The following is a 17054-nucleotide window of genomic DNA, read 5'->3' on the forward strand; positions in this document are numbered from 1 at the left end:
CCTGCAACCTTTTTTATCCGCATTTGTTCATAAACTATTGATCCCATTGTGTTCTATTCGTTTTTGAGGAACGACTAGTTAACGGAACAGATCAAATAAATACAGGAATTAACCTGAATCCAAAATTTCAATAAAAATATACATAACGTGTTGTGCTATTAAAATATGTTTTCGTTTGAAACTCATTGCCTAATGGTGTTTTAGTAAACTATGTATAACTAATTGATATTGAGCAAAGTTTATTGAAACCTAAGTCCAGTATGATTTTCAGAGCGTAATAGCACAACGCGTTATAAATAATGATTTAGTGTTTGTTTAGAAAAAATAGATGTTTGAATAATGTATTCATTTCATTCGTTTATAGAGTTCTACAAATTGCCAAATAAATAGACGTTTCTGTTTTTGTTAAAATGAGTAATGTATATTTAATACATGTTAATTGCCATTCAAAACTATAAACCTACCATATTAGCCGGTACAACCCATTCATCAAACTGCTCAGGAGTAACATAGCCTAATTTTACCGCCATTTCTTTTAAAGTAGTGCCTTCTTTATGTGCTTTTTGCGCAATTTCAGCGGCTTTGTAATAGCCAATTTTGGTGTTTAAAGCAGTAACCAGCATTAATGAATTGTCTACATGCTTTTTAATATTGGCTTCAATAGGCTCAATGCCGATGGCACATTTGTCATTAAAACTTACACAGCCTTCGCCAATTAAACGGGCACTGTGTAAAAAGTTGTATACCATCATGGGTTTAAATACATTCAATTCAAAATGACCGGTAGCTCCGCCAATATTAATGGCCACATCATTCCCCATTACCTGTGCAGCAATCATGGTTAAAGCCTCACATTGGGTTGGGTTCACTTTCCCGGGCATGATAGAAGAACCGGGTTCATTGTCGGGAATATGAATTTCGCCAATGCCACTCCGTGGGCCGGATGACAACATGCGTATATCATTGGCAATTTTCATTAAGCTAACTGCTACCGTTTTTAAAGCACCATGTGCTTCAACAATCGCATCATGGGCTGCTAAGGCTTCAAATTTATTTTGTGCAGTAACAAAAGGTAAACCGGTTAATTCCGCTATTTTTTTTGCCACCAATATATCATATCCTTTGGGGGTGTTAATGCCGGTGCCCACAGCAGTGCCGCCTAATGCTAACTCGCTTAAATGCGATAAGCTGTTATGAATGGCTTTTAAACCATGCGTAAGTTGTGCTACATAGCCACTAAATTCCTGTCCTAAGGTTAATGGCGTTGCATCCATAAAATGCGTACGGCCAATTTTAACCACATGCATAAATGCCTTACTTTTTTCAGCTAAAGTATCTCTCAGTTTGGTGATACCGGGGATAGTCGTTTCTATCAACATTTTATAAGCTGCAATGTGCATGGCTGTTGGAAAGGTATCGTTAGATGATTGTGATTTATTCACGTCATCGTTCGGGTGTAAAAACTTTTCTTTATCAGTTAATTGTCCGCCTTTTAATACATGTGCTCTATAAGCAATTACTTCATTAACATTCATATTGCTTTGTGTGCCGCTGCCGGTTTGCCATACTACCAACGGAAACTGGTCATCTAATTTTCCGTCTAAAATTTCATCACAAACAGCACTAATGGCGGTGCATTTCTCTTCCGGTAGAACACCCAACTCAAAGTTGGCCAAAGCAGCAGCCTTTTTTAAATAAGCAAATGCCTGAATAATAGGTTTGGGCATTTGATTAATATCTCTTGCAATATTAAAATTTTCTACGCTTCTTTCTGTTTGTGCACCCCAGTATACATGTGCGGGTACTTTTACCTCGCCCATGGTATCTTTTTCAATTCTGTATTCCATGCTGTATATTTTTTAGGATAATAAAATAACTTTTTGAAGACGGCGCAAAGTTATGACTAAGTTTTATTTGGGTTTAAAAATGTAGGATTTGTTGAAGCATGGAAGATATTGTAGTAATATTAGTATTGCAAAATGAAAAATGTATTATGTTTAAAATATACTTATTCCTTTTTTTATTTGTTTTTTCAACATTTGGCATGTCACAAACCGGTGCAAATGGCTTACAAATATTACCACTACCTTCAAAAGCGCAATTGGTATGGCAGGATCAGTCGTTTTACCTGTTTGTTCATTTTGGTACCAATACATTTTCCAATAAAGAATGGGGTTTGGGTGATGAGCCGGAAAGTGTTTTTAACCCAACAGCATTAGATTGTAATCAATGGGCACGTATTGCCAAAGCGGTGGGTGCTAAAGGCATTATACTTATGGCCAGACACCATGATGGTTTTTGTTTATGGCCAGTAAATTCAGTACACATACGGTGGCCCAAAGTAAATGGCAAAATGGTAGGGGAGATGTTTTAAAAGCCTGTGCTGAAGCCTGTAAAGCAAAAAGTTTAAAGTTTGGGGTGTATTTATCGCCTTGGGATAGGAACCATCCTCAATATGGCACCCCGGCATATAATACTGTATTTGTAAATATTTGAAAGAAATTTTTACAAATTATGGGCATATAACTGAATTGTGGTGGGATGGTGCCAATGGGGAAGGGCCTAATGGGGAAAAACAAATGTATGATTGGCCGTTTTTTCAAAAAACGGTACGTCAACATTCACCTGAAACTCTCATTTTTAGTGATATTGGTCCAGATATTCGGTGGGTGGGCAATGAAAAAGGTATTGCAGGAACTACAAATTGGAATATTTTAGATACCGCCGGATTTACCCGTGGCATAGGTGCACCTCTTCCAGATACTTTACAATCGGGTAATTACAATGGTTGTTGTTGTATACCTGCAGCGTGTGATGTTAGTATCAGGCCGGGTTGGTTTTAGCATGCCAATGAAGATAGTTTGGTAAAAACGCCACAGTAATTGTTTGGTTTGTATGCAAAAAGTATTGGCAGGGGTGCTAATTTATTACTCAATGTGCCACCCAACCGGCAAGGGCGGTTTAGTTCACCCGATTCAGCAGCTTTAATAGGTTTTAAAGCAATGCTTGATAAGGCTTTTAAAACAGAACTCCTGAAAGTTAATGCGGTGGTTAATACGGTGCATCTGAACAAAAAATCTGTGAAAAGAAGATATCTGGGATACAACTATGTTTTTAAAGAACCAATTATGCTGAATTGTATGGTATTGGAAGAAGACATAACAAGCGGCCAGGCCATAAGTAGCCTTATCATTACCGTTAGTTTGCATGGTGAGGTTCAGCAATCTATTGCTATTACCACTGTTGGGCACTGGCGTATGGTTTGCTTCCCCAATTGTAGTGCTACAGAGGTTTCAGTAGTAGTAACCGGTGCAAAAAATTTGCCGTATTTAAAAAATATTGCTGCGTACCAAATACCGGATGATTTATTCCCCTTTATGTTATAAATTTATTTTCCGCTGAATACAGGTTTCCTTTTTTCAATGAAAGCTTGGGTTCCTTCCTGCATATCATCGGTTGCAAAGCAAAAGCCAAAAGCATCAATTTCTACCGCATAACCATCTCTGGCTTCATCAAAAGCGGCATTTACGGCACTAATGCAGGCGCCAATGGCCAAAGGTGCTTTGGTATTGATGTTGGCTAGCAGCTTGTAAGTTTCCGGTAATAATTGTTCGGGTTCAAAAACATGATTTACTATGCCATACTGCAAAGCAGTTTTGGCATCAATCATATTACCGCTGATTAATAATTCAATGGCACGGCCTTTACCAATTAATTGTACCAAGCGTTGTGTGCCACCATAGCCGGGTATTAAACCTAAATTTACTTCAGGCTGGCCAAATTTGGCATTATTAGATGCTACCCTAAAATGGCAGCTCATGGCTAACTCACAACCACCACCTAACGCAAATCCATTGACGGCGGCAATAATGGGCTTTGGGCAGTTCTCAATACGGAAAAAAGTATCTTGTCCGGCTTTAGCCAATGCTTTTCCCTCTTCAACAGACAGGCCTTTAAATTCAGTAATATCGGCGCCGGCTACAAATGCTTTGGTACCTGTACCAGTAATGACTGCAGATAAAATTTCATCGTTGGTATACACTTCATCCAATGCCTTATTCAAATCGTCGAAAACAGCTTTGTTTAAGGCATTCAACTTATCGGGCCGGTTAATAGTAATGGTAAATATGTGGTTGTTTAATTCGGTTAAAATACTAGTATACATCATTTAAAATTTTCGGTGTTCAATGGTCCACTCCTGAATATAATTGGCAATGTCGCTAACAGGTGTACCCGGTGCAAACAATTTGCCAACGCCTAATTGTTGTAGTGTTTTCATATCATCATCGGGAATAATGCCGCCGCCTGTTAGTAAAACATCATGCATTTGTTTTTCTTTCATCAATTCTAGTATACGGGGAAAAACTGTCATGTGTGCGCCACTTAATATACTAACCCCAATGGCATCTACATCTTCCTGTAAAGCAGCATTTACAACCATTTCAGGTGTTTGTCGCAATCCGGTATAAATTACTTCCATCCCGGCATCCCGAAGGGCAGTGGCAATAATTTTGGCACCCCTGTCGTGTCCATCTAACCCCACTTTTGCTACTAATACCCTAATGGGCCTGTTCATTACTGTTGTCATGCAATCGTATTGAATTGTGTTGGCAAAAGTAAGTAAAGCATATTTATTTTATAACTTATCGGTAATAAGGTGCTTTTAACCTGGCTATTCTTTTATCTAACCATGGGTTTAGTTGCGGATTGGCATTTTGAAAAAATATAATTTTTGTACCATTTTCTCTGGCTAACGGATTATTCAGCGAGTCGATTACTGCAAATTTTTCAAAGAAATGAAAAGCAGTGTCGTTTAAATCGGGTAGGTGTTTAGCTATTAGAATAATGTTTTGAATGTGGTAATGATTGGGCATCCATAATAAAAAAGATGCCTCATTGCTATATACTTCAGGTAAGTGGTATTGACTGCCGTAATAATTCATGGCACCTGCAAATGCGTAATTACGGCTGAAAATAAGGGTGGTGCTTTTTTCATTTTCCGGTATGCTATTGTAAAAATTAGCCAATTTAGTGGTAGTGCTTTTCCAGCCTATCATATCGGCAAAATCTTGTGGCAATGGATGCATTTTTTGGTCTTCCCATTTAAATAAACCTGTTTGGTTTAAATGTGTTTGCGAATAATAGCTTGCTAATTTTTCTGGCGTTGCAACAGGTAATAATATTGGCAGTGCAAATAAACCCAATAATATTGAAAAGGCTAATGCAGGATATTTTAACCAACGTGCATGACCTTGCGTAAACTGTTCAAAAGCATAACCGCCAAAGGCAAATAAAATAGGATAAAGTCCTAAGGCATAATAATCCTTTCCATGCATTACTAACAATAAAAAAATCACAGTAAGATAAGCCCATCCAAATAATCTGAATTTTTTTCCTTCAGGTAAAAAGAATACCCAGATTAGTCCGGTAAGCCATATATAAAAACAAGGCAGATTCATGAGTAACTGCCCCGTTAAAAAATCTTTGTAACCTATATGTATTAATTGTGATTGTTCTAGTAATTGCATATGGTGTATAAAAGGAAAGTTGTGCAGGTATTGCCAGATGATATTGGGTAAAAAAATCAGCAAGGCAAGTAATGCAGCTAAATAAATATCCGGTTTGCCGAATACTTTTCTATGTTGGGTGAGCAGCAAACCAATAGCAATACCAATGGCATAAAATGCCACAGAATCTTTGCTCAACAACCCTAAACTCAAGGCAATTCCGCTGAAATAAATCCATTTATTATTTTGTGTAATAATCCATTGCAGCCAGCAAAAGCCAATAGCAGTATAAAAAAATACTTCTAAAAAATTAGGTTGAAATAAATAAAACAAACGTAAGTAACCACCAAAAATAAAAGGCAGCCATCCAAATAATAAAGCCAGGCTCTTGCCACCTAATTGAATAATGATTTTACCTGCCAGAAGAAAGGTACAACTGCCAAATAAAGCAGGCCATATTTTAATCCAGAATATATCATCACCTAACCAATTGGTTATCCATCCCAAAAAAGAAAGCAGGGGCGGTGCTTCTAAATAACCCCAGGCTATATGCATGGCTTCAGCTAAATATAAAAATTCATCGCGGTGGGGTTCATAAAAACTGCTCTGCAAAAAAAATGGAAGCAACAATTGTATTAATGACAGAAAAAACAGGAGTTTATATATAGCCTTCATCTTTTTTGCATTAAGATAAAGCATACTGCTATATTCCTATTCATTTTTTTACAATTATGCCTGCATTAGTTGTAGGGTATGTTTTATCCGGTGAATGGTTGCTTCCCTGCCAATAGCAGCCGCAATATCAAAAACATGCGGCCCAAATTTGCCACCTACCAGCATAATACGAAGCGGTAACATCAGTTCGCCGGGTTTTAGCTGATGTGCTGCAGCCATTTCTTTAAAATCTTTTTCTAAATTTTCTGCATTCCAAATGGTGGCCAATTCTAAATTGCGAATCAGTTCTGCAAAAAATTGTTGTTTGGCTGAGTTCCATTTTCCAGCAATGGAGGCCGTATCTATATGTTCCGGATGTTTGAAGAAAAAGGCAGATTGCTCCACAAAATCCGGTAATACCTGGCAACGTTCTTTCATCAATTCCATTACTTTATGCAAATAAGCATCATCTGCTATGGTAATACCTGCTTTAACAAAATAGGGTTTTACTTTGTCTGCATACTGTTGTACAGGTAATTGTTGTAACCAGCTATGGTTAAACCATTTGGCTTTTTCATAATCGAATTTTGCGCCGCCTTTGTGTATTCGTTCAATCGAAAATTTTTCAATCAGTTCCTGTAATGAAAATATTTCTTGTCCGCTACCATCATTCCAGCCCAGCATGGCCAGCATATTCACAAAAGCTTCGGGTAAAAAACCACGTTCTTTAAATCCGGTAGTAGTATTGCCGGTGGCGGGGTCAGTCCAATCCATGGCAAATACTGGGAAGCCCAATCTTTCCCCGTCGCGTTTGCTGAGCTTTCCATTACCATCGGGTTTTAATATCAACGGTAAATGCGCCCATTGTGGCATCTTATCTAATCCAAACAAATATTTCCAAAGCAATATATGTACCGGTGCGCTGGGTAGCCATTCTTCTCCTCTGAATGCATGGGTAATTTGCATTAAATAATCATCAACCACAACTGCAAGGTGATAGGTAGGCATGCCATCTGCTTTCAATAAAACTTTATCATCACTTAAACCGGTATTAAATTCAACAGTTCCTCTAATTAAATCATGGCAGGTAACCGTTTCGTTCTCCGGCATTTTAATACGTATTACATAAGGGGCATTGCCGGCCAATTTTTCTAACACAGCTTCTGGGTTTAAAGTAAGCGAATTGGTGCATTGCCTGCGGGTTTGATGATTGTATTGAAAGTTAGGAATTGCTTTACGTTGAGCATCTAAGGCTTCGGGCGTATCAAATGCATAATAGGCATAGCCTTTTTCAACTAATTGTAAGGCATATTGTTTATAAATGTCTTTTCTTTCACTTTGTCTGTATGGCGCAAATGGGCCACCGTTAACAGGGCTTTCATCCGGTTTTAATCCGCACCATTGTAAACAGTCAAATATATATTGTTCAGCCCCTTCTACAAAGCGGGTCTGGTCGGTATCTTCTATTCTTACAACAAAAGTGCCCTTGTGTTGCCTGGCAAATAAATAATTAAATAATACGGTGCGTACACCTCCTAAATGTAAACCACCGGTGGGCGATGGGGCAAAACGAACCCTTACTTTTTTATTCTTCATGCTGCAAAGATAATACTGCCGCTTACTTTCTGTACTGATAAAAGTATTTAGAAATATCTTTGTACCATGTACTTTGTAAAAACACCCTGGTGGTTAAGTAAATTGTATCCGGCATTAACCTGGCGTATTCCGGTAAAGGAAAAAACTTTATTTTTAACTTTTGATGATGGCCCGGAAATAGCAGCAACACCTTTTGTATTAAATGTTTTGAAACAATACCATGCAAAAGCTACTTTTTTTTGTTTGGGAAAAAATGTAGCAGAATATATCGAAATCTATGAACGAATACTTGCAGAAGGTCATGCTGTTGGTAACCATACCTTCCGGCATTTGGACGGATGGAAAACCAATAATACGCTTTATTTTAATGATGTTTTTGAAGCTGCTAAATATATTGATTCCAACTTATTCCGGCCACCTTATGGGCGCATTACCCGTTTTCAGGCCGGTATATTGCAACGTCCTGCCAATTCATCCATGCAAAGAACATTTCGTGTAATTATGTGGGATGTGCTGAGTGGCGATTTTGATACCCGGATTTCATCTGTTGAATGTTTGGCGAATGTGGTAACCCATGCGCAACCCGGCTCTATCATTGTATTTCATGATAGTGTAAAAGCATTTCCACATTTAAAAAATGTATTGCCAAAGGTGTTGGCTCATTTTACCGAAAAAGGATATCAGTTTAAAACTATTCCTTTATAAAAAAATGGCCAGAGTAAATACTCCGGCCCTGTTTATTCCGTACCCTATGAAAACAAAATTTAATTTGTTCTTTTTAACTTTTTTCTGACGGACAATCGCAACACTTAAACGTTGCCTGTTCATTATTATTGTGAAAAAAATAATTTTTTTATGCTGCTGATTGATACACACACCCATTTGTATGTTGAAGAATTTAATGAAGACAGAGATGCTGTTGTGCACCGTGCCATTGCGTCCGGAATTACAAAAATGTTTTTACCTGCCATAGATGCTGCTACTTACAGCGCTATGATGGATATGGAAAAAAAATATCCGGGAAATTGTATTTCGATGATGGGGCTGCATCCCTGTTCGGTAAACGAATCAGTTAACAATGCCTTGCAAATTGTAGAAGAATGGCTGAACAAAAGGCCTTTTGCGGCAGTTGGTGAAATTGGGCTTGATTTTTATTGGGATAAAACTTTCATGCGACAGCAATATCAGGCATTTGATTTGCAAATGCAATGGGCGCTCGAAAAAAAATTACCCATCGTAATTCATACCCGCAATGCCATGCAGGAAACCATCAATCGCGTAAAGCCATTTGCACAGAAAGGGTTAACCGGGATTTTTCATTGTTTTAGTGGTAGTTATGAAAGTGCCAAACAAATAATTGATATGGATTTTATGTTGGGTATTGGTGGGGTGCTCACTTATAAAAATGCGGGTTTACCTGCTGCATTAGAAAAAATACCGGTTGAACACATGGTTTTGGAAACGGATGCCCCTTATTTAACCCCGGTTCCTTTCCGTGGCAAAAGAAATGAAAGTAGTTATTTACAATATGTAGCAACATATTTGGCTACCATTAAAAGCCTTGCTTTAGAAGATTTGACCGCTATCACAACAGCGAATGCTGAAAAAATATTTCATGTGTAACAAGGAACAACTATTTTTGCCGCCCGGTAAATGGATTCAATTTGGTATTTTTAATACCGGCTGAGCCACTCCGGTTGTGCTGCTGTTGCGTCGCAATCCGTTCATCTGCAACAAGCACAGCAGCAAATGGCATTATACAGAGGGGTGTCCGAGTGGTTGAAGGAGCACGCCTGGAAAGTGTGTATACGGGAAACCGTATCGAGGGTTCGAATCCCTTCCCCTCTGCTTTTATCTTTCGTTGTTTTCCTTGAATTTCCTTCTTCTTCAATATTAATTTTCAGTTAATTTTTTAGTACATAAACAGCTTAAAAGCATTGTTCCAAGTTATTTTGATGAAATTATAATAAACTTAATAAACTTAATAATTGCTTAATACTAAAATCTTCTTTAACTGTTATTCTCACCAATACTTTTGCGCCAAACAAAGCCATTGTTTGTGAAGAAAATAATTTTATTACTCATTCCTTGTTTCTTTTTTATTGCAGTGGTTGCACAAACAGTAACCATTCAGGGTAAAGTAACCGGAAGTAAAAATGAACCTTTAACAGGCGCTACCATTACTATTAGCGGCGATATGCAAATGGTAATTAAAACCAATGTAGGTGGGATTTTTTCTTTTAAAGCTATTCCTGGTAAAAAATATACACTTCAAATTGCATATGTGGGCTATCAGACTAAAACCATTACCGATGTTAATGCCGGCAGCAATACCGATCAGCTTTCTGTTCACTTAATGGATGCCGGTAATAATTTAGGCGATGTTACCGTAAAAGCCTCCTCCAGAACACAAGCTAAAGTAGAAACCATAAACAGTGCTATTCAATACCAAAAAAATACGGCAGTAGTAGCACAGGTTCTTTCTGCAGAAGCCATTAAACGTACACCCGACCGCAATACAGGTGAGGTGTTGAAACGTATTCCGGGATTATCGGTTATTGATGGCCGTTATTTGGTAGTTCGCGGTTTGGCCGATCGTTACAATCAGGCCATGCTAAATGGTATTTTATTGAGTAGTACTGAACCCGATCGTAAAACTTTTGCTTTTGATATTTTTCCCTCTAACATTATTGATAATATCATTATCAATAAAACATTTTTGCCTGAATATTCAGGTGAGTGGGCCGGTGGATTGGTGCAAATTACCACCAACGATGTACCATTAAAAAAGTTTATGGAAGTACAAGTGGGTACCGGTTTTAATACCCAAACCATTGGTCATGATTTTTATAATTATAAAGGTGGCAAACTCGATTTTTTAGGATTTGATGATGGTACCCGTGCTTTGCCTGCCGGCCTTCCTTCTAAATCGGTGTTTAATGAATTAACACCTGAACAAAAAACCACCTATGGAAAATTATTTGAGAATGTATGGACAGCCAATCCACAAAATAATACCCTCCAATTAATATCTAAAAACTTTAGAGTAGCAGGTGGTTTTAATACAGCAATGGGTAACCGTAATAAACTGGGGTGTGTGTTTGCATTAAACTATAATTTAACCCCACGCCGTATCTTTTTTAAAAATAGAATTTTTTCATTTTCCAATAATCAGGCAAGCGTAAATTTTGATTATTCCAACAACAAATATGCTAACGATGTGTTATGGGGTGCATTGGGTTCATTAACATTGCAATTGGGCAATTACAATAAACTATCTTGGAAAAATATTTTCAACGTAAATACATCTGATTATACTACAGGCAGAACCGGGAAAGATTTTGAAAGCAACTCAACTATAGGCGATAATATTCGTGCATCTGAACTGGCGTTTAAAGCCAATACTTATTACAATACCAACCTTTCCGGAGAACATTTTATACCAGCTCTGAAAGTAAAATTAGATTGGTTTGGCAGCTTTGCTATTTTAGATCAATACATTCCCGATCAGCGGCGTTTGCAATATAATCAGGAAGATCCATCTATTCCTTCATCACCTTACGCATTGTTAATCAGTGCCTCAAAAACTTCGCAACGTAGTGGCAGCAGGTATTACGGGTTTTTAAATGATTATATTTATACAACAGGTGCCAATATTACCAAATCATTACGTTGGAACAATCAATTACAAAATATAAAAGCCGGTTACTTTTTTCAGGTAAAAGATAGGTTGTTCGATTCACGCCCATTTGCAATTTATTTACCTGTCGATAATCCGACACTTCGTTTAGAAGATCCATCGGTTGTTTTTAGCGCTCAAAATTTTGGAAATGGTACCGATAATAAATTTGCTTTTAATGAAATATATGATATTCGTTACCGCTATTTAGCCAACTCTATTTTAAATGCAGGTTTTTTACAAATCGATAACCAATTACTGCACAACAAACTGCGTATTATTTGGGGTGCCAGGGTTGAGAATTTTGATCAGTTATTGGGCAGTGTACGCAAAACCGATCCCCGTTATCTTCATACCGAAAAATTAGATGTGCTACCCGGCTTAAATGCTACCTATAAATTAACTAACGCTGTTAATCTTCGTTTAGCAGGCTCGCAAACTGTTATCCGCCCAGAGTTTAGAGAGTTGTCTTCTTTTTCATTTTATGATTTTGATTTAGGTGCAACTATTACGGGTAATCCTAATTTGCCCCGTACCAAAGTAACCAATTTTGATTTGCGCTATGAGTTCTATCCTAAAGCAGGTGAAATATTGAATGTAGGTGTATTTTATAAATATTTTCAAAATCCTACTGAGCTTTATTTTAATAGTACAGGCGCAGGTAGTTCAGGTACCTTTAATTATATTTCTCCTGATGATGCGCAAAGTTTTGGTGCTGAAATTGAATTTAGAAAGCGCTTAGACTTTACCACTGCGCTCAAAAACTTTACAGTACAGGGTAACTTGTCTTACATCTACAATCGTGTGCCAAGTTTAGGCAGGCCCATGCAGGGACAAAGTCCTTACTTGTTGAATATTGGCTTGCAATATGATGTTCCATCAATCGGACTGAATACCACCCTACTTTTCAATCAAATAGGCCGCCGAATTTATTATGTGGGTGGCAGCGATAATCCACCGGTATGGGAAGCGCCAAGGCCTTTATTAGACATGCAGATTGCCAAAAAAGTACTAAAAAACAGAGCAGAAATTAAATTAAATATTTCTGATATCATTAACCAGGAAGCACGTTTTTATCATGATTTGAATGATAATAAAAAATACGATGCAGGTACTGATGCACTGGCTATCAGAAAAAAATATGGAACCAATGTAACCTTATCATTTGCTTATACAATTCTTAAATAAAAAAACAGAAAACACATTTCTAAACCAAATCTTCATCACGTATGAAACAAACTATTTTATTCATGGCTACGGCACTTTTAGTGATAACCGGTTGCCGCAAAATTGAAATGGATGGGGGCACCACCATCAATCCTAATCCTGCACCAACACCGGGGGTGGAAAATACTATTTTAGAAGGTAGAATTAAAGTAAATACTACTTTAAAAGCCAATTATACCTATAAATTAAGAGGATTGGTGTATGTAACTGAAGGTGCCATTTTAACCATTGAGCCGGGTACTAAAATTGTAGGCGAATTAAACAAAGCAGGCGGATTAGTTATTACACGGGGATCTAAAATTATTGCCGATGGAACTGCCGATAAACCCATTGTATTTACATCTGAATCGCCCAATCCGCAACGTGGCGATTGGTCGGGTGTTGTTTTATTAGGTCAGGCGCCCACCAATGCTTCTTTTAATGGACAGACAGGTGTAGGTGAAATTGAAGGCGGTATTAATAATGCTGATGGTTTGGGCTTGTATGGTTTAGGTTCCAGTTCAAATCCTGCTGATAACAGTGGAATTTTACGTTATGTTAGAATTGAATATGCAGGGTATGCATTTTTACCCGATAAAGAAATTAATGGTTTAACTTTTGGTGGTGTAGGAAATGGCACTGTGGTAGATTATGTGCAGGTATCTTATGCCAACGATGATTCATTTGAGTGGTTTGGCGGTACTGTAAATTGCAAACACATGATTTCTTTTAGAACATTAGATGATGATTTTGATACGGATAACGGTTTTCAGGGAAAAGTGCAGTTTGGTATTGCCCTGCGTGATAGTGCTGTAGCCGATATTTCGAAAAGTGAAGCTTTTGAAAGCGATAACGACGCAAATGGTAGTACGTTATTACCTCAAACAAATGCTGTTTTTAGTAATATGACTGTTTTAGGGCCTAAAGCACAATTAAATAATAAAGGCAATAGTTTGTTTTTGTGTGGTGCACAAATCAGAAGAAATTCCAGTATCAGCATCATGAATTCTATTATTGCCGGATGGCCGCAGGGTTTGTTGATTGATGCCAGCAAAGGCACTCCAACCGATTTAAACATTACAGCTGCTACACCCAGCCTCTATGTTCAAAATACCATCATTGCAGGTTGCACTGCACCGGTAAAATATGCACCATCCACCACTGCACCTACCGGCGCAACAGATGCTTCTATTTTAAGTTGGTTTAATACTGCTGCCAATGGCAACGCAATTTTAGATAACAATAGTGATGTGGCTTTAGGCGATCCATTTAATTACAGTTCACCCGATTTCAATCCTACTGCAGCTTCTCCTGCTAAATCGGGTGCTGCTTTTGGTAATCCCAAATTAAATGCCTGGTTTACACCGGTGGCTTATATAGGTGCTTGTGCACCCGGAGATACCTGGTGGAAAAGCTGGACTAAATTCAACTAATATAAAATACTTTAACAAACAGCCTTGTATCGTACAGGGCTGTTTGTGTTTATGAAATATTTAATGTATTTAGCATGAGAAATGTTGCTTTCTTTTTTTTGATAAGCATTGTTTTGCTAAGTTGTGCTGACAAAAAACCATCTGCCAATTCTGTGAAAGATACAATTGCATTAATGCCTGTACATTTAATGGATAGTATTCAAAATGTATTTGGCAATGAAAACTGGCGGATAGTGAATGGAAAGGATACCACCTATCAGTATTTTAGCCGGCGAAACGATCTGTTGATTCATGTATACCAATATAAAATGCAGCACGGCGATTCAGTTCAATCGGTTTTAAATAAAATTTATTGTACACCGAAAGGCATACTCTGGCAGCAGGATACTGATACCTTTCAACTATTGAATGCAAAACAGAATAGCAACACTTGGGTACATCATTCAGATACTCTGCAATATCAATTGATATTGTCTGTTACTATTGAACAACAATTTCAGGGTAAACGTGCAATCATGCAGCAAACTATAAATCTTACCGATTTTTTGGTGCGTAGTCGGTATGATTTTTTACATGGCACCCATTATGCAAATGATACTGCACGATTTAAACGCACAGTAAACAAAAAGACAAAATAGCCTTCTTTTTTAAATTTTGTGTAAAACTGTTTGTAACGTCGTTTTTTATGCTTTATATTACCGTTTTGACAAATTAACTATGACATTTGTACGAATGGTTTATTTGGTTATGTTTACCATAACCGGCGGTTATGCTCAGCAGCAAAATGGATTACGATTTGCACTGAATGAATCAGGCAGTCACTATTTTCAATTTACATTTCTAAATCAAACCTGGCTCCGGTTTAACCAAAACAATCCGGGTAGTCTGGGTAGTCTGGTTGAAGGCGAATCGCAAAAAAATACATTTGATATAGGCCTGCGTAGAACGCGGATTCAAATGTTTAGGAAAATAACGGATAGGGCTTTTCTTTACTTTCAATTTGGTCAAAATAATTTTAATGCGCAATATAACAGTAATGGTAACAGAAAAATTGCGGCTTTTTTTCATGATGCATTGTGTGAGTATAGTTTTGCAGAAGATAATACGCTGAAAATAGGCGCCGGTCTTACCATTGCTACCGGCCTTTCCCGGTTTACACAGCCAGGTATAAGTTCTATCCTAACCACTGATGTGCCGGTGTTTGCACAAACAACTGTAGATCAAACCGATATTTTTAGCAGAAAGTTAAGTGTGTATGCACGGGGCCAATTAGGCAAGTTTGACTATCGTTTTATTTTGAGCGATCCTTTCCCAATTACTTCTTCCGTAACTAATTTGCCACCCATTGGTAATGATGCCAACTTTGCTCAAAAAAACATTCATTACAGCAACAGGCTTATATCATCTATCAGTTTTTTGAACAGGAACCACACACTACACCCTACATGGCAGGAACCTATTTAGGAAAAAGAAAAATTTTTAATGTAGCCATAGGTGGTATTTATCAACTCAATGCAACCTGGCATTTAAATAATAATGGTACATCCTATCAACCCATGCAACATTTTGCTGTTGAAAGTTTTTTAGATATGCCTCTAAATACACAAAAAGGTTCTGCTATTTCAGCTTATATTGGCTATTTTAATACCAATTATGGTAGTAATTATTTGTGCTATAACGGTATTATGAATCCTGCTAACGGCACTTTATTGAATGCTACTAATAGTTTAACCGGTAATAAAACAGGAAATGAAAAGGGCAAATTTTTGCCTGATGTATTTTCTACATTGGCAAAATATGATAAATTAAATGGTTTGTATACGCATACCATTAATATAGGTGTTCACTATTTAATAAATGGGCAGCAAGCCAAAATATCTCTCGATTTGCAAAACCGGCCTGTTTACGTTGTAGAAAACAATACCATCAATAACAATGGCAGATTGAATACGTTGACAATGCAGTATCAATTATTTTTTTAATGATTTGTGTACGGTTTGGTATGGATGTGAAAGAATAAAATGTAGATTAATATAATTTGTCTTTTACAGGATGATTAGCCCAATCGGGATCGTATTTTACAAACCAGCTTAGCCATAAGGAACGTGATAACCGCATAATAAAAGGTTGAATAAGAATGATGAGTACAATGGCCGTACCCATCCAATAAAATATACGCATATCATCAATATCGAACGACATGCCAATAAGTACCCACCAGGCAACAAATGTACTCACAAAGAATGCTACTGATAATGCATAGCTAACATAACCTGTACCATAATAAAATCCTTCTTCTACTTCGGTAGGCTGCCCACACACAGGGCATTTTTCATGCATATCCATATTGTGTTTAAAATCATAGGCATTATTGGTAACGAAAATATTGCCCTGTCTGCATCTTGGGCATTTATTGGTAAGCGTGGCAATTAAATAGCTCGGATTTTTTGAATGGTTACGCATATTGTTCAATCATTTTTTACTTAACAAAATACCTGTTCGTTTAGTTGTTGTCAGCTACCGCCATTATAAGCTTCAATACCAACAGCCCTCAGCATATTAACAGCTATACTGCTGGCTGCACCGGTTTCGCACACTAAAATATATATCCTTTTTATCTGCAAAAGTACAGGAATAGCATTTTATATCTGTTCAAAGGGGATATTTATGGTATTTGCTACATGCTCGTTTTGATAAGCTGTACGCGGTCGGAGATCAATTACAATGGCACCATTCAGAAAAAAAGTTTTCAAATAACTATCTGTTGGTATTAGTTTCTTTCGTAAAGTAAAAAGTTTCATTCGCACAAATTCATTTACTGCAAAGTTGAAAATGAATCCATGTAAAAAATGTGACAAATGTTACTTTGCTAAATCATTTCTTTATGAAAAGTTTCTTTTAACTCCTGACTTGTCCGCCTTTCCATAATCCAAACAAATAGTTTCTGATAATCAACTACTTATGATACTTTTTATCTAT

The 17054-nt window shown here is 37.3% G+C and carries 16 protein-coding genes and 1 tRNA gene; 11 read left to right on the forward strand and 6 right to left on the reverse strand.

Annotation, left to right across the window (positions count from 1 at the left end; translation table 11 throughout):
• Positions 1-452 precede the first annotated feature (452 nt).
• On the reverse strand, positions 453-1847 hold the full coding sequence (gene fumC / locus JK139_RS14545) for a class II fumarate hydratase (RefSeq protein WP_218331914.1): 1395 nt from the start codon (positions 1845-1847) through the stop codon (positions 453-455).
• 197 nt (positions 1848-2044) lie between these two features.
• On the opposite strand from fumC, the gene JK139_RS14550 reads away from it, so the two are divergent.
• From JK139_RS14550 to JK139_RS14560, 3 genes are all read left to right on the forward strand, one after another.
• Entirely contained in the window at positions 2045-2374 is a 330-nt protein-coding gene (locus tag JK139_RS14550) for an alpha-L-fucosidase (protein WP_179855930.1), read from the forward strand.
• 118 nt (positions 2375-2492) lie between these two features.
• Positions 2493-2843 (forward strand): hypothetical protein, encoded by a 351-nt coding sequence (locus JK139_RS14555; RefSeq protein WP_074420987.1) that lies wholly within the window; start codon positions 2493-2495, stop codon positions 2841-2843.
• Positions 2844-2891: 48 nt separating this feature from the next.
• Complete coding sequence (locus JK139_RS14560; protein ID WP_074420988.1) at positions 2892-3386, forward strand: PH domain-containing protein; 495 nt, start codon at positions 2892-2894, stop codon at positions 3384-3386.
• 2 nt (positions 3387-3388) lie between these two features.
• On the opposite strand, the gene JK139_RS14565 is transcribed toward JK139_RS14560, so the two are convergent.
• From JK139_RS14565 to gltX, 4 genes are read right to left on the reverse strand one after another with little or no spacing between them, the layout of a single operon-like run.
• Positions 3389-4165: an enoyl-CoA hydratase/isomerase family protein gene (locus JK139_RS14565; RefSeq protein WP_218331916.1), complete on the reverse strand. Its 777-nt coding sequence runs from the start codon at positions 4163-4165 to the stop codon at positions 3389-3391.
• Positions 4166-4168: 3 nt separating this feature from the next.
• Entirely contained in the window at positions 4169-4588 is a 420-nt protein-coding gene (locus JK139_RS14570) for a cobalamin B12-binding domain-containing protein (RefSeq protein WP_074420990.1), read from the reverse strand.
• Between the two features lie 55 nt (positions 4589-4643).
• Entirely contained in the window at positions 4644-6182 is a 1539-nt protein-coding gene (locus JK139_RS14575) for a glycosyltransferase family 39 protein (RefSeq protein WP_179855931.1), read from the reverse strand.
• 54 nt (positions 6183-6236) lie between these two features.
• Positions 6237-7757, reverse strand: a complete 1521-nt coding sequence (gene gltX / locus JK139_RS14580) for a glutamate--tRNA ligase (RefSeq protein WP_218331918.1) — start codon at positions 7755-7757, stop codon at positions 6237-6239.
• A gap of 66 nt (positions 7758-7823) precedes the next feature.
• Here gltX and JK139_RS14585 point away from each other — a divergent pair, with 66 nt between their 5' ends.
• From JK139_RS14585 to JK139_RS14620, 8 genes are all read left to right on the forward strand, one after another.
• Positions 7824-8462: a polysaccharide deacetylase family protein gene (locus tag JK139_RS14585; protein WP_218331920.1), complete on the forward strand. Its 639-nt coding sequence runs from the start codon at positions 7824-7826 to the stop codon at positions 8460-8462.
• A gap of 150 nt (positions 8463-8612) precedes the next feature.
• Positions 8613-9380 (forward strand): TatD family hydrolase, encoded by a 768-nt coding sequence (locus JK139_RS14590; protein ID WP_218331922.1) that lies wholly within the window; start codon positions 8613-8615, stop codon positions 9378-9380.
• Positions 9381-9518: 138 nt separating this feature from the next.
• Positions 9519-9605, forward strand: a tRNA-Ser gene (locus JK139_RS14595).
• A gap of 211 nt (positions 9606-9816) precedes the next feature.
• Positions 9817-12624 (forward strand): TonB-dependent receptor, encoded by a 2808-nt coding sequence (locus JK139_RS14600; RefSeq protein ID WP_218331924.1) that lies wholly within the window; start codon positions 9817-9819, stop codon positions 12622-12624.
• Between the two features lie 41 nt (positions 12625-12665).
• Complete coding sequence (locus JK139_RS14605; RefSeq protein WP_074418054.1) at positions 12666-14075, forward strand: hypothetical protein; 1410 nt, start codon at positions 12666-12668, stop codon at positions 14073-14075.
• Positions 14076-14149: 74 nt separating this feature from the next.
• Positions 14150-14713 (forward strand): hypothetical protein, encoded by a 564-nt coding sequence (locus JK139_RS14610; protein WP_074418053.1) that lies wholly within the window; start codon positions 14150-14152, stop codon positions 14711-14713.
• A 79-nt stretch (positions 14714-14792) separates the two neighbouring features.
• On the forward strand, positions 14793-15539 hold the full coding sequence (locus JK139_RS14615) for a hypothetical protein (protein ID WP_218331926.1): 747 nt from the start codon (positions 14793-14795) through the stop codon (positions 15537-15539).
• Positions 15521-16057, forward strand: coding sequence for a hypothetical protein (locus tag JK139_RS14620; protein WP_218331928.1), 537 nt, complete (start codon positions 15521-15523; stop codon positions 16055-16057). The genes JK139_RS14615 and JK139_RS14620 overlap by 19 nt, the downstream gene beginning before the upstream one ends.
• 46 nt (positions 16058-16103) lie before the next feature.
• On the opposite strand, the gene JK139_RS14625 is transcribed toward JK139_RS14620, so the two are convergent.
• Positions 16104-16538: a DUF983 domain-containing protein gene (locus JK139_RS14625; protein WP_218331930.1), complete on the reverse strand. Its 435-nt coding sequence runs from the start codon at positions 16536-16538 to the stop codon at positions 16104-16106.
• Between the last annotated feature and the right edge of the window lie 516 nt (positions 16539-17054).

Origin of the sequence: Hydrotalea lipotrueae (genome assembly GCF_019249625.1) — a bacterium.
Classification (GTDB): Bacteria; Bacteroidota; Bacteroidia; order Chitinophagales; family Chitinophagaceae; genus Hydrotalea; species Hydrotalea flava.